Source organism: Streptomyces sp. NPDC058239 (assembly GCF_042882185.1).
Classification (GTDB): Bacteria; Actinomycetota; Actinomycetes; order Streptomycetales; family Streptomycetaceae; genus Streptomyces.
Window position 1 is genome coordinate 1 of the sequence record NZ_JBHVWS010000036.1, and the last position, 12,229, is coordinate 12,229.

14 protein-coding genes are annotated in these 12,229 nt (G+C 67.4%); 3 read left to right on the forward strand and 11 right to left on the reverse strand.

Annotated elements, in window-relative coordinates; translation table 11 throughout:
* Together ACFVYE_RS30655 and ACFVYE_RS30660 are read left to right on the forward strand one after the other, a co-directional pair.
* A partial coding sequence (locus ACFVYE_RS30655) for a plasmid mobilization protein (RefSeq protein WP_389607767.1) occupies window positions 1-487 on the forward strand: 487 nt, incomplete at its 5' end.
* Between the two features lie 4 nt (window positions 488-491).
* Window positions 492-2,210: a relaxase/mobilization nuclease domain-containing protein gene (locus tag ACFVYE_RS30660; protein ID WP_389607768.1), complete on the forward strand. Its 1,719-nt coding sequence runs from the start codon at window positions 492-494 to the stop codon at window positions 2,208-2,210.
* A 76-nt stretch (window positions 2,211-2,286) separates the two neighbouring features.
* Here the strand turns inward: ACFVYE_RS30660 and ACFVYE_RS30665 are convergent, their stop codons facing one another.
* The 5 genes from ACFVYE_RS30665 to ACFVYE_RS30685 all read right to left on the reverse strand — a co-directional run bounded on the left by ACFVYE_RS30665 (window position 2,287) and on the right by ACFVYE_RS30685 (window position 6,065).
* A complete protein-coding gene (locus ACFVYE_RS30665) occupies window positions 2,287-3,072 on the reverse strand; it encodes a hypothetical protein (RefSeq protein WP_389607769.1) in 786 nt (261 codons plus the stop codon).
* A gap of 19 nt (window positions 3,073-3,091) precedes the next feature.
* Window positions 3,092-4,003 carry an aldo/keto reductase gene (locus ACFVYE_RS30670; RefSeq protein WP_383976410.1) on the reverse strand — a complete coding sequence of 304 codons (912 nt, stop codon included), beginning with the start codon at window positions 4,001-4,003 and terminating at the stop codon, window positions 3,092-3,094.
* Window positions 4,000-5,184: a JmjC domain-containing protein gene (locus ACFVYE_RS30675; RefSeq protein ID WP_383976412.1), complete on the reverse strand. Its 1,185-nt coding sequence runs from the start codon at window positions 5,182-5,184 to the stop codon at window positions 4,000-4,002. Before ACFVYE_RS30675 ends, ACFVYE_RS30670 begins: the two co-directional genes overlap by 4 nt.
* 13 nt (window positions 5,185-5,197) lie before the next feature.
* Window positions 5,198-5,365: a hypothetical protein gene (locus ACFVYE_RS30680; protein WP_383976414.1), complete on the reverse strand. Its 168-nt coding sequence runs from the start codon at window positions 5,363-5,365 to the stop codon at window positions 5,198-5,200.
* Between the two features lie 307 nt (window positions 5,366-5,672).
* Window positions 5,673-6,065 carry a hypothetical protein gene (locus tag ACFVYE_RS30685; RefSeq protein ID WP_383976416.1) on the reverse strand — a complete coding sequence of 131 codons (393 nt, stop codon included), beginning with the start codon at window positions 6,063-6,065 and terminating at the stop codon, window positions 5,673-5,675.
* A gap of 125 nt (window positions 6,066-6,190) precedes the next feature.
* On the opposite strand from ACFVYE_RS30685, the gene ACFVYE_RS30690 reads away from it, so the two are divergent.
* Window positions 6,191-7,540 (forward strand): hypothetical protein, encoded by a 1,350-nt coding sequence (locus ACFVYE_RS30690; protein WP_383976418.1) that lies wholly within the window; start codon window positions 6,191-6,193, stop codon window positions 7,538-7,540.
* 391 nt (window positions 7,541-7,931) lie between these two features.
* Here ACFVYE_RS30690 and ACFVYE_RS30695 read toward each other — a convergent pair whose 3' ends face one another.
* The 6 genes from ACFVYE_RS30695 to ACFVYE_RS30720 all read right to left on the reverse strand — a co-directional run bounded on the left by ACFVYE_RS30695 (window position 7,932) and on the right by ACFVYE_RS30720 (window position 12,134).
* On the reverse strand, window positions 7,932-8,084 hold the full coding sequence (locus ACFVYE_RS30695; protein WP_327278472.1) for a hypothetical protein: 153 nt from the start codon (window positions 8,082-8,084) through the stop codon (window positions 7,932-7,934).
* Between the two features lie 92 nt (window positions 8,085-8,176).
* A complete protein-coding gene (locus tag ACFVYE_RS30700; protein ID WP_362201099.1) occupies window positions 8,177-8,482 on the reverse strand; it encodes an SCO5918 family protein in 306 nt (101 codons plus the stop codon).
* Between the two features lie 54 nt (window positions 8,483-8,536).
* Window positions 8,537-8,947: a CBS domain-containing protein gene (locus tag ACFVYE_RS30705; protein ID WP_383976420.1), complete on the reverse strand. Its 411-nt coding sequence runs from the start codon at window positions 8,945-8,947 to the stop codon at window positions 8,537-8,539.
* A 44-nt stretch (window positions 8,948-8,991) separates the two neighbouring features.
* Entirely contained in the window at window positions 8,992-10,506 is a 1,515-nt protein-coding gene (locus tag ACFVYE_RS30710) for a DEAD/DEAH box helicase (protein ID WP_367432119.1), read from the reverse strand.
* A 320-nt stretch (window positions 10,507-10,826) separates the two neighbouring features.
* On the reverse strand, window positions 10,827-11,030 hold the full coding sequence (locus tag ACFVYE_RS30715) for a cold-shock protein (RefSeq protein WP_030304224.1): 204 nt from the start codon (window positions 11,028-11,030) through the stop codon (window positions 10,827-10,829).
* Between the two features lie 765 nt (window positions 11,031-11,795).
* Window positions 11,796-12,134, reverse strand: coding sequence for a MerR family transcriptional regulator (locus ACFVYE_RS30720; RefSeq protein WP_266359503.1), 339 nt, complete (start codon window positions 12,132-12,134; stop codon window positions 11,796-11,798).
* Window positions 12,135-12,229 lie beyond the last annotated feature (95 nt).

Consider the following 12,229-nt stretch of genomic DNA (forward strand, 5'->3'; position numbering starts at 1 on the left):
GTCCAAGGGCCGGTCCAGCGCGCTTGCCTCCGCCCCGGGGGTGGCGGAGGAGGTCCGGCGCCAGGGGGCGCCGAACCCGGAGCTGGTGGCCGAGGGCGGCCACCAGCAAGACAAGCCCGCTGCCAAGCGGGGCCGCCGACGCTCCCGCCAGCCGCGGCAGCGCGTGAAGCGCCTGACCTTCCGCGCCAGCGAGGCCGAAGACGCAGAGATCCAGGCCGCAGCCGACGCCAAGGGTGTCTCCAAAGCCCGGTTCATCGCTCAGGCGGTCCACGCACAACTCCACGGCCGGAACGGACTCGACCAGGACGAGGCTTTCGACAGGCTCGAAGCGGCCCGCGTCGACCTGGCCCGTGTCGGCACCAACATCAATCAGATGGCGCGGATCCTGAACTCCGGCGGCGACGTCGTCCACCTCGCTCGCGCCACTAACGAGGTCTGCGAGTCCGCAGCCATGGTGAAAGCTGCCGCCCGGAAGCTGGTGAGCTGAGTCCTTGGTCCCCGACATCAACCCGCCGGGCGGCCGGACGATCGGCCTGCTCAAGTACCTCTACCGAACCAGCGACATCGAAGCTCACGTCGACCCGCACATCGTCGCCGCCTACGACCCCTTCGTCGCCGATCCCGGCCGCGATCCGAGCGCCACGTTCTCCGAGCTCGCCGCCGAACTCGACCAGTGGGTCGACGCCCTGAAGGACAAGGCCCCGTCCAAGCACGTCTGGCACTGCTCGGTGCGCACCGCGGACACCGACCGCATCCTCAGCGACAAGGACTGGGCCACCGTCGCCCGCCGCATCGTCAACGCCACCGGCATTGCTCCCGAGGGCGATGAGCAAGCTTGCCGCTGGATCGCGGTCCGGCACGCCCCCGACCACATCCATCTCGTCGCCACCCTCGTACGCGCCGACCGCACCCAGCCACGCCGCCACAAGGACGCCACCCGAGCCCAGGCGGAATGCCGCAAGATCGAGAAGGAATTCGGCCTGCGCCAGTTGAAGAAGGGCGACGGCACCGCCGCCAAACGCCCCACCAGCGCCGAACGGCGCAAAGCCGAACGTCTCGGCCAGGAGGCCACGTCGCGTGAGCTGCTGCGAGAACACGTCCACCGCGCCCTCGCCAGCGCTCCCGACGAGACCGAGTTCTTTGACCGCCTTGCCGCCGAAGGCGTACGGATCAAGAAGCGCGTCGCCCCGTCCGGTGACCTTCTTGGCTACTCCGTAGCCCTCGTCGGTGACCGCAATGCCAAGCAGGAACCCATCTGGTATTCGGGCTCGAAACTCGCACCTGACCTGTCCCTGCCCAAAATCCGTGAGCGCTTCACTACCGAACGAGACGTCCCCGAGCCCCCGGCCCTCGTGGAACGGGCCGGCGAATCCGCACCGGGCCGCGCCCGCCGCTTCTCCGCCGAAGCCCTCGATACGGCAGTTACCATGATCGCCTCCACCGACGACGAGGTCGCGGCTGCCCACATCGTCGGGGTGGGCGAGGTCCTCGACGCCCTCGCTCAAACCACCTTGGGCCGTCCGCATGAGGAACTCCGAGATGCCGCAAGGACCTTCGAGCGCGCAGCCCGCTCCCATATTCGCGGTGAACAGACCCGGATGTACGCACTCCGACGGGCCGCTCGCCAGATCGTCCACTCCGGACATGCCCTCGGACACGGAGCAGACGGTGCCGCCACCGCTCTGGTCCTGGACGTTCTGATCCTCGCCGTTGTCGCCGCCGGCCACTGGCACGCCGCCCACCAGCACGCCCAACAAGCCGAAGCCGCACGCCAAACCGCCATGCACCTGCGCACGGCGTACCGGACTGCTGCTGCAGGTCCGTTGGCCGACATGCGCGCATACGGCGAAGGGCTCTCCGCGCGGACACAGCACAACCAGATCGCCGCAATCCGTTCCGCACTGCCTGAACTGGCCAGCCGCGTCCAGACCGAGGCCAGCTGGCCCGCCCTGGCGGCCATGCTGGATCAAGCCCAGCGGGCCGGACACAACCCCTCGGTCCTCCTCCACACGGTCACAGCACAACGGGAGTTCGACAGCGCGGACTCCGTCAGCGAGGTGCTCATCTGGCGCCTGTACCGGCTCGATCTCGCACCCGCCGAGATGCCCACCGCTGCGCGAGCCGACAAGCGGCCGGCTAAACAGGGCCGGCACATCGCTCCGCCCGCCACCAGCCCAGGTACGGCGGCTGCGCACCCTCGTCGGCGTTGAGAACGGAACCGACGTCTTGGGCGTGACGCCCATCGGTACCCTGTCCGCCTGCCCTCAAGCAGGTGCACAGGGTGGGTCAACCGAGCAGGTGGGTCAGGTGCTTTCGCAAGGGCGCCTCAAGTTCCAGGTTGTTTCCGCGTTCGATCCCCTGGAGGTACTCGCTGGCCACGACCAATTGGGAGAAGCAGCCGGAGGCAGACCGCAGGATGGGCTTGAACTCGCGGAGGACACGGTCTGCAACCGAAGGGACAGCGAGGCTGGAGATGTAGAGGGTGGCCTCGTCGTAGCCAGCTGGAGCCAGTCCCCACCGCTCCCAGTCCAGGATGCAGAGCTCGGGACCGGTCAGATTCGACCACTGGATGTCGGCGTGTGCGGTACTCCACTCCAAGACTTCGGTGTCCACGTCCGTCCCGAGGAAGCGGGGCAAGGCCCAGCGGAGCCGTTCTTGGCGAACAGCTACACGGCTCGTGGACACGAGGGAGATCGTGTCCAGCGCATCGCATAGCTGGGCCCACCACACGGCGGAGAGGTCCAGGCCCGGTGGCGCCAAAGGCGACCGACTGAGCGGCTGGCCATCGGCGCGGTTGTGGACCTCGGCACGGTAGGCGTACGCGTCGGTCGACCATTCGAAAGCCCCCCGGAAGCGAGGACGCGGAACGCGGTCCGGCATCGCTTCGTGTGCTTCTTCCGGTCCCTTCCAGGATGCGCTGGCTGCTTTCTCTGCCTTGGTCTCGGCCACCCGCAGCCAGAGGTGGCCGCTGGCCGGGCCGCTCAGAGTCTTACCGTCCCACCCCCAGGTCTCCTCACTGCCTGCAGCATTGAGAGAGAAGACTGTGGCGGCGTACTCGAATGCTCGTCGCATTCGTTCTGCTGTGGCGTGGTCAGGCGCGGAAGGCATCGACGATCTTTCTCAGTTCGGTGCTGTCGAAGGGACGCGGCAGGGATGGGCAGGTGGCCTGCTCGGCTGCCGTCCAGTGGCTTGTGGTGCTGGCTGACAGCAGAATCCGCGTCACACCGGGTGTGGAGGCGACTGTCCCGAGCAGCAGTTGTATGGGCGTGGTTCCCGGAAGCACTTCCTGCGCGACGGTGGGAGTGACCATCTCTAGCAGCTCTCCGCCATGGAGTGGTGCCGAGGCGAAGACTTCCAGGCCGAGGGCGTGGGCGTCGAAGAGAACGCCCCGGCCGTCCAGCGCGTCGGCGATGGGCCCCAGCTGCACGAGGCTCAAAGGGAGCTGGATCGCTGCGAACTTGTGGGTCGGGCCTCCGGCCTTGTGGGCCAGTTCCATGAGGCGGTCGACCGTCAGCGACCCGTCGTGCAGCGCCAACCACGTGGCCACGCCGTACGCCTTGATCAGTCCTTGCCGGCAGCACTCCTCCAGCGTCCGGAACGCTTTGAGGAGGCGGGCGTCGAGCTCGTGTGGCTCTGGTCCACCGTGTTCGGGGTTGTGGACGAACGTGATGTCGGGGATCCGGCCGAGGGCGGCCTTGCTCTGTGCTGCCTGCCACCTCACATATGACGGTTCGAGGCAGTACCCCTTCCCGGTCCGCGAAGGGGTGAGCACGCCCTCCTTCGTCGCCCGCACCTGGCGGGCAGCGTCCAGGAAACCCACCTTCGTCGACACACGTACGGACGGGAAGGCGCCTAGCACGGGGGCCAGCTGCTCCTCGGCTGTGCCGCGCTGGTAGTTCGGGGCCGTATCGATCCAGGAAACGTCTTGGTCGATCGCGGCCTGGGCGGCGGCCGCAACGCCGGCCGTGCGATAGGTGCCCAGGCCGAGTTCGGCGCCCCTCACTGCGTGCCTCTGACCGAGGCGACCTGGCCGTTCACGAGTTCACTGATCACGGCAGCCGCCTGCCCCAGAGTGAGTTCGGTGTCGCTGACGAGGTCGGCGAGCCGGTGTTCCGATCGGTCGGCGAGACGCTTCAGCAAGGGCAGTGCGGGCGCTGTGAAGGTCCAGGACTCGCCGCCTGCCGTCAGAACGACGTTGCCGTCGTCCGTCGTGCTGAGCGCGTGGCGTGCGGTGAGCATCCGCGCCCTGACGCCAGGGTCGGCCGGTACTGCGTCCACGAAGGGCAGGCTGGGCCGGAACCGTACGGGCTCGTCCGCGTCCCGGTGCTGGAAGTAGCGATCGATCAGGCTTCCGTCAGCCATTTCTTTGACGAGCAGGTCGCGCAGCTGGTCAACGACATGCTGCTTCTGATCGGAGGACCCGAAATGAGGGAGGTCTGCCCTGACTGTCTGTTCTGCTCGCAGGGTGTCCAGAACCCAGGACACGAGGTCGACGCCGGTCGTGGAGCTGAGCCCGCACGTCAGGTGGAGCGACCGCTGTCCCTCGGACGCAGAGACGGCGTGCCACCAGCCACGGGGCAGGTAGAGGATGTCCCCCGGTGTGAGGACGAACTCTGCGACGGGCTCGTCGGGCGGCGGGGCGGTCTCGGTCACGTCGCGGTACATGGGGGCGACGCGGGTCGGTCCGTAGATCTTCCAGCGTTTCCGGCCGTCTACTTGGACGACTACCACGTCGTGGTCGTCCCAGTGCACCCCGAAGCCCTCGCGCGGCTTCCAGGAGGCGTACAGGTTCACCTGGACCTTGGAGCGGAGCCTGGCCTCAAGAGCATGGGCAAGGCCATGTACGCCTGGGTGCAGTTCATCGAATGCGTCGATCACCATGGTGGCGCCCTGGGCGAGCTGTTCGTGCAGGGAGGCGGGGTGGATTCGATGCCATACCGTTCGGCGCCTGGCTACTTCACGCACGGTGTAGGCGTCGAGGGGAACGACCACGCCGTCGGCGGAGAGACGGAGCCGCGGTGGTTCCAGGCGGTGCCGGGCGATGATCTCGTTGAGGTCGTCCCAGTCGAGGAGTCCGGCAATGCACTGGGCATCGCCAGGAATGACGCGGAAGGTGCGGCCGAACGCCTCGGCGAGGAAGTCCTCGCCGAGGCGTGCGACGACCGCGTGGGGCTGAGCGGTCATGTGTCCGGTCCCGTCAGGAATCGTTGCTGTCGGACCGGCCGCCGGTGTTGTCCGACGGGATGAACGCACGCTCCCGCGCCGCCTTCACCTGCGCACGGGCGACGAGCAGGCTGTTACCCGTGATGGGCGCCGTCAGGGCTGTGTGCGCCGAGTCCGCCTGCGTTTCGTGCTGGATCTCCATCGCTGACTCCTCTTCTTCTCTTGCACTTGCCGGTCGAGTACGGAGCGGTCCTCCGCACTCGTTGTACGCCCGCCCGACTGCCGACCCTCACGAGAACAGCCGGGCAGGGTTCTTCCCGCCTCTGCGGCGTCAGGCCGTTGGGGAAGCCATGAGTCGTCGCTCGGAGGCGGAGTCTGTGGGGCTAGTGGTCGCCGAAATACCAGATCAGAAGGCCGAGGGGGGCGGTGACAAGCAAGGGGAGGAGAGCGCCCGCCCACTCACGCCAGTCGTGCAGCCGCCGCTTGTCGGTCACCGGCGTCTCCGGTGGCTACCCATCGCTCGTGCCCTCCGGATGGCGCTCGCGGTAGAGACTGACGAAACGTCTCGTCAGTCGGCCGAGTTCACGCGTGTACTCGAAGGCAACGAACTGCGGAGTCTCAGCCGTCGGCCGGGCGTTCAGCTCCGTCAGGCGGTAAGCGTCCCTGTACATCTGCCGAACGACCGGGTCCTCGTCGAAGCCCAGCTCTTCCGTCACGAACAGGTTCAGCACTCCACGCAACTGGGTGGCTGTCAGGTCGATTTCCTGCCGATCAGGCATGGACAGCGTGATGGCCAAAGCTTTCGTCACGACATCGCTGATGGCTTCGACATCGATCGGCAGTGCCTCCGGATCGGCAGCGTCGACGCTCGGGGATCGGTCCTTGTCTGTCACGGCGGTCATCACGCGCTCCTCTCGTGTCCGCTTTTGGTTGCGGCGTGTGAAGAGCTAACTGCGAGATGTGCCCATCCGGGTACCGTAGGAGGGAGGCGTGACCGTGAAAGCCGTGAAACCTACGGGAGTTGGCAATGGCCAAAGCACCCCAGGACGACCGCAATACGGGACTCGAAACCCTGCTTGAGCAGGCGCAATGGTCGCGTACCCAGCTCGCCAATGCGGTGAACCGCACCGGTGTCCAGGTCGGTATGACCCTGAAGTACGACCACTCCGCCGTTTCGCACTGGCTGAGCGGGACGCAGCCAAGGGAGCAGGTCAGGCCGGTCATCATCGAGGTACTCGAACGCAAGATCGGCCGCCCCGTGACCTATGCGGAAGCGGGTCTGCAGCCTCCGAAGGGCGGAGAGGACTCCGGCAGCGGAGACACTGTCGAGTCCCTCTTGGATCTGGGCAGGGCTGATATGGACCCCTCACGACGCGGCGTGCTCGCCGCCGGCTTGTACTCGGCTGCTCTCGTCGTGCCCCTCTTCGCAGGCGAGGCGCACGCAGAGGAACGCGAACGCGCCACGAAACCCACAGGCCGTATCGGGCCGGGCGAAGTCGCGACCGTACGGACCATGACCGACCGCATCGCAGACATCCTCGACGAGCTGGGCGGCGGCCACGCCCGCCCAATGGCCGCGGCATTCCTCGTCAACACCGTCGCGCCCTACCTGCGAGCCCAAGCAACCGAGCCGGTCAGAAACGACATGCTCTCCGCCGCCTCCGACCTGACCTACCTGACCGGGTGGATGGCGATGTACGAACGAGAGCACGGCCTCGGACAGCAGTACTACGTAAAGGCGTTGAACCTCGCCAAGGCTGCTGCTGACCACGTCACCTACTGCCGCACTCTGCGCGGCATGAGCCTTCAGGCATCACATCTGCGCCATGGGCAGATGGCCTTGAAGCTCGCGGACTCAGCTGCCGAAGCTGCACCCAAGGCCGGCCCGCGGCTGGTGGCGTTCCTTCGAGGTCAGCAGGCACACTCGGCAGCCATGGTCGGCGACCGGAAGCAGGCATTCACTCGCCTGCGTGAAGCCGAAGCAGCGCTCTCGAAGGCCGACTCACGGCGAGATGCTGTCGGCGGATACGACCAAGCGGCCTACCAGTTCCACGTCGCCCACGTCCTCTACGAGACGAAAGACCTGGCGGGCTCGATCGCGGCTCTGAAGAGCTCGGTCCGGGCACAACCCAAACAGGAACGGCAGGGCCGACTCCACGCCAACGGCGTGATGGCCCAACGCCAGTACGAACTGGGACACATCGAGGAGGCGTGCAGCACCTGGAATACGTTCCTCGACGACTACGTGGGCTTGTCAACCGCTCGCGGCGACGAGCACTTCGAGACGATGCGGAAGCGGCTCGCTCCCCACCGGAAGGTCCGGGCCGTAAGAGAACTCGGCGAACGCGCTCGCCAGGTCGCGACGCTGAAGGGGTAGTGACCCTGGAGAGGGCGATGAGGCGGGCGCCGCACCGCCCTCCCCGTCTGGGCGGCGCGCGGGTCAGGCAAGCAGGATCTGGCCGGCAGGGTGGTCAGGCTTCCAGTTACGGACCCGTCTCGTTTCCGCCGGCGCCCTGCTCTTCCAGCACTTGATTAACCGCGACAGCGGCTTCGTGTGCGTCTGCTGATTCACCGGCGTTGAGTGCCGCGAGGTAGCGCTCGCCGTGCTTTTCAGAGCGGCCCCGAGGACGACGCGCCGCACGTGGTAACCCAAGCGGCCCAGTCGGCCAGGGGGCCGCTCTCCTGCGGCCTCGTCGGGGGCGAACGGTTGTCCGCCGAGAGGCGAGACGCTGACCAGACGACCCCAACCGACAGGCTGGATCTCCCCCTCACCGAAGGAGCGTCGAAGCCTCGACGGCCTCCTCGCCGCTCACCGCGTTCGCGGCCCGTCGCCGTTCGAGGCGGCTGACTCCCGAAGCAGTCTGGAGGCAGCGGGTGTCGGAGGTCTTGGTGGCGATCGATGACGTCAGCGCTTGGACCATGGGCGACTTCCGCTACTCCGACTACTGAATCCACTGCTGCGCGCTGAGGACCCTCACTGTTGTTTTGGTGGCGGCTTGCGCCTGCGCGTCGGTCAGACGGCGGCAGGGGCGCCGAGCATCGCGGAAGCCTGTTGGAACGGGTTGAGGACGCGCGTGGGCGTGTGGGGAAGGCCGGGGCAGGTGAAGCCGAGTTGGGTCATGGCCCGGAGGATTTCGCCGGCGCTGAAATCGCGGCGGTCCTGGCGTGTGATGACCTGCCCGACCTGCTTGACGGGGTAGGTGCGGCGGCCGATGATCACGGACTCGCCGATGACCTGTTCGGGCTTGATGCCCTTCATGGATTCCAGGACGCCGCTCTTGGTGAGGTCGAACGGGAAGCGGGCGATGACACAGCGCATGATGCCTCACAGGGAGAAGAATGAAGGGGAATGGTTTCGCCGCGGTGAGGCGGTTCAGTGGGCAAGGGCAAGGGCGAGGACGCCCGGAGCGCTGCCCTGCTCGTCGACGACCGGCAGGGCACCGGGCCGGCGGCCGCGCATCGCGTGCTGGGCTTCGGTGATCGTGGTAGCGGGTGAGGTGAACGGCCCGCGGTTGTCGAGAATGTCGCGTAGCTGGACCCGGTCCGTGTACGCGGGGCTGTCACGGACCGCGGCGAGCTGGGCCTGGGTGACCAGTTGGGTGCACAGGCCGTCGTTGTCGCAGACGAGCAGGTGCTCGGTGCGGGCACTGGTCATGACGGCCAGGGCGACTTCGATGGTCATGTCGTCGCAGACCTGCGGTCCGGCCGTGTCCATGGTGTCGGCCACTGTCCTGTGCGCGGGGGTGGCGCTCGCCGGGCGGGGTTGCATCTGAACCAGTGCCAAGATGTGCCTCCTGCAGAGATGGGCCAGTTTCCTGATCAAGGGTTCTAGGCCGCCGCGTCGAAGGAGGACTGCCGCACGATCGTGCGCCGGGCAGTCGAAGCGGGGCTGCGTCGACCGCGGGAGGCCGCGCTGCGGCTGCGCTGACGTCGCTCGGCCACCGGCGTGGTGATCGTCACGGGAATGCCGGAGGGGGTCTGGGCGCCGGTGATCCGGCTGAGTGCCTCCTCGCCCGAGCGGACCTGAGTGGTCTGCGGCACGATGCCGGCGGCTGCCATGAGGCGGCTCATGTCGCGGCGCTGGTTGGGGGTGACCAGAGTGACGACGCTGCCGGACTCGCCGGCCCGCGCGGTACGGCCGCCGCGGTGGAGGTAGTCCTTGTGGTCGGTCGGCGGGTCGACGTTGACAACGAGGTCGAGATTGTCGACGTGAATACCGCGCGCCGCGACGTTCGTCGCGACGAGCACAGTGACATGCCCGGTCTTGAACTGGGCCAGGGTCCGGGTGCGCTGCGGCTGCGACTTCCCGCCGTGCAGGGCGGCGGCCCGCACCCCGCTGCTCAGCAGATTCTGCGTCAGCCGGTCGACAGCGTGCTTGGTGTCCAGGAACATGATCACCCGGCCCTCGCGCGCCGCGATCTCCGTCGTCATCCGGTGCTTGTCGGCGCCGTGGACATGCAGTACGTGGTGCTCCATCGTGGTGACCGCCCCTGCGGACGGGTCGACGGAGTGGACGACCGGGTCGGTGAGGTAGCGGCGGACCAGGAGGTCGACGTTGCGGTCGAGTGTGGCGGAGAACAGCATCCGCTGGCCCTCGGGGCGGACCTGGTCCAGGAGCGCGGTGACCTGTGGCATGAAGCCCATGTCGGCCATCTGGTCGGCCTCGTCCAGGACGGTGATCGCGACCTGGTTCAGCCGGCAGTCACCCCGGTCGATGAGGTCCTTGAGGCGGCCCGGCGTCGCGACGACGACTTCGGCACCACGGCGCAGCGCGCTGACCTGCCTGCCAATCGGCATTCCGCCGACGACAGTGGCCAGGCGCAGCCTCACCGAGCGTGCGTGGGGGGTAAGAGCGTCGGTCACCTGCTGTGCCAGTTCACGCGTCGGCACGAGGATCAGGGCCAGCGGCTGGCCGGGCTCGGCGCGCTGCCCGGCGGTGCGGGCCAGCAGGGCCAGGCCGAAGGCGAGGGTCTTGCCGGAGCCGGTGCGCCCGCGACCGAGGACGTCGCGGCCCGCGAGGGTATTGGGCAGGGTCGCGCCCTGGATCGGGAACGGGACGCTCATGCCTTGCGCGGTGAGCGAGGCCAGCAACTGCTCGGGCATGTCGAGGTCGGCGAACGCCTCGACGGCGGGCAGCGCGGGAGTGATCGTCTTGGGCAGGGCGAACTCGCCCGAGGCCGCCGCGGGCCGCCGGCCGCGGCCGCCTGGGCGGCTCGGCCCTCCGGAACGGCTCGGGGCGGGCGTGCCGAAGCGGTTGCCCCGGTGCGAACCGGCGCCGGAGCCGAAGGCGGGACCGCCGGTACGGCTGCGGGAGGAGCGGTTGTTCGTACGTGAGGGGTTCATTCAGAACCTTCCTTGATACGGCACGTATCAAGGAATTCTCGCAGCAGAAGAACAGCGCGGGGAATCACAAGAGCGAGCCGAACGAAATGCGAAAGCAGATCTGGCCCGCGGTGAATCCGGTGCAAGTGCAGGCGATGAAATGGGTGACGTCATGCGGACGTGAGATCCCGGACGTCTACGGGTGCATCTTCAAAGAGGTCCGCATTCCTGGAGAGGGATCTGCGGGCGTCGTTGCCCCACAGGGAAGCCCCGGGGAATGCCCGTAGCTGGGGCCCGCACCCCGAGGGATGCGGGCCCCAGCTACGAAGTGCGCGTCAGCGTCAGGCAGGAACGATGTTCTCAGCCGTCGGGCCCTTCTGGCCCTGCGCGATGTCGAAGGTGACCTTCTGACCTTCGAGCAGCTCACGGAAGCCCTGAGCGGCGATGTTCGAGAAGTGGGCGAACACGTCAGCGCCGCCACCGTCCTGCTCGATGAAGCCGAAACCCTTGGCCGCGTTGAACCACTTCACAGTGCCAGACGCCATGTCATATCTCCTTGTGGGGCAGTACGCCGGAACCCGCAATCCACGGATACCGGGTCGCCGCGATGATGCCCCGCCCGGAGATGACCGGAAATACAAAACGCTCCCTGCGGCTAAAAATGCCGACGAAAGGCGTTGAGGTTTTTGGGAACCACGACTGCAACTGAGATCGACAGTAGCATGCGGTAGCGGCCTGCGTACGGTCAATAATTCCGCTCTGCCCGTTGCAGTAAACACACTGTCCGCGCGGCACATTAAACTCTCGTCTCGCGGTCATAGATATTGATCCACCCGGAACACAGCGTTCCAGGAAGAGCGGTCGTCGTTTACGGCGGCCCATCAGCCCGTATACGGGTCCCGACGCAGATCAGCGCAGCACTGCTGCGCGGCGCTCTCACGAGTGCCCCAGATCCCACCACCATGGACTGAGACTGAAGGCGGCCGACGCCCACCGTTCGTGCGAACCAGTCGGACAGCAGGACCTGCCCGGGGCAGCAGTACGCTCCGCGCGCGGGCTGATCGCCGTACGGTGGGCGAACACGTCCGAGCCGCCACTGTCCGGGCGGTGAAGCCGCAGCCGTTCTGCGCGTCAAACCACTTCACGGTTCCCGCGGCCCTTGCCTCACACCTTCTTGCCGATGAAGCGTCCTACGACATGCAGCAGACGGAGGCGGTCACCCTGGCTCCTCCGCCACAGCAGAACGCCCACGACGAAGATGTGGGCGAAGGGAACATCCTGGTCAAGGCAGTTGACCCAGAAGCCGCGCGTCAGCCCGCGGTCGTCGGGTTCTCTGATTCGGCGGCGTGGCGGTATTCGGCGTTGATGCGCTGGGCTTCTTCGAGCTGGTCCTCGAGGATGATGATGCGGCAGGCGGCCTCGATGGGGGTGCCCTGGTCGACGAGTTCGCGGGCGCGTGCGGCGATGCGCAGCTGGTAGCGGGAGTAGCGCCGGTGGCCGCCCTCGGAGCGCAGCGGGGTGATCAGGCGGGCTTCTCCGATGGCGCGGAGGAAACCTTGTGTGGTACCGAGCATCTCGGCGGCCCGGCCCATCGTGTAGGCAGGGTAGTCGTCGTCGTTGAGACGGCCGAACGAGTCGTCTGCTGTCATTTGCACCTCTCTGTGGAACGCGTGGAGGGGCGGGGGGGGGGGGAGGGGCCCCCCGGGCGCCCAGGGGTAAATGGGCCGGGGGCCGCCCCCGAACG

What these genes read in the sequence shown, in the direction of transcription:
- ACFVYE_RS30665 (WP_389607769.1), bottom strand. Translation starts at nt 3,072, where the DNA reads ATGCGACGAGCATTCGAGTACGCCGCCACAGTCTTCTCTCTCAATGCT.
- ACFVYE_RS30675 (WP_383976412.1), bottom strand. Translation starts at nt 5,184, where the DNA reads ATGACCGCTCAGCCCCACGCGGTCGTCGCACGCCTCGGCGAGGACTTC.
- ACFVYE_RS30680 (WP_383976414.1), bottom strand. Translation starts at nt 5,365, where the DNA reads ATGGAGATCCAGCACGAAACGCAGGCGGACTCGGCGCACACAGCCCTG.
- ACFVYE_RS30685 (WP_383976416.1), bottom strand. Translation starts at nt 6,065, where the DNA reads ATGACCGCCGTGACAGACAAGGACCGATCCCCGAGCGTCGACGCTGCC.
- ACFVYE_RS30690 (WP_383976418.1), top strand. Translation starts at nt 6,191, where the DNA reads ATGGCCAAAGCACCCCAGGACGACCGCAATACGGGACTCGAAACCCTG.
- ACFVYE_RS30695 (WP_327278472.1), bottom strand. Translation starts at nt 8,084, where the DNA reads ATGGTCCAAGCGCTGACGTCATCGATCGCCACCAAGACCTCCGACACC.
- ACFVYE_RS30700 (WP_362201099.1), bottom strand. Translation starts at nt 8,482, where the DNA reads ATGCGCTGTGTCATCGCCCGCTTCCCGTTCGACCTCACCAAGAGCGGC.
- ACFVYE_RS30710 (WP_367432119.1), bottom strand. Translation starts at nt 10,506, where the DNA reads ATGAACCCCTCACGTACGAACAACCGCTCCTCCCGCAGCCGTACCGGC.
- ACFVYE_RS30715 (WP_030304224.1), bottom strand. Translation starts at nt 11,030, where the DNA reads ATGGCGTCTGGCACTGTGAAGTGGTTCAACGCGGCCAAGGGTTTCGGC.
- ACFVYE_RS30720 (WP_266359503.1), bottom strand. Translation starts at nt 12,134, where the DNA reads ATGACAGCAGACGACTCGTTCGGCCGTCTCAACGACGACGACTACCCT.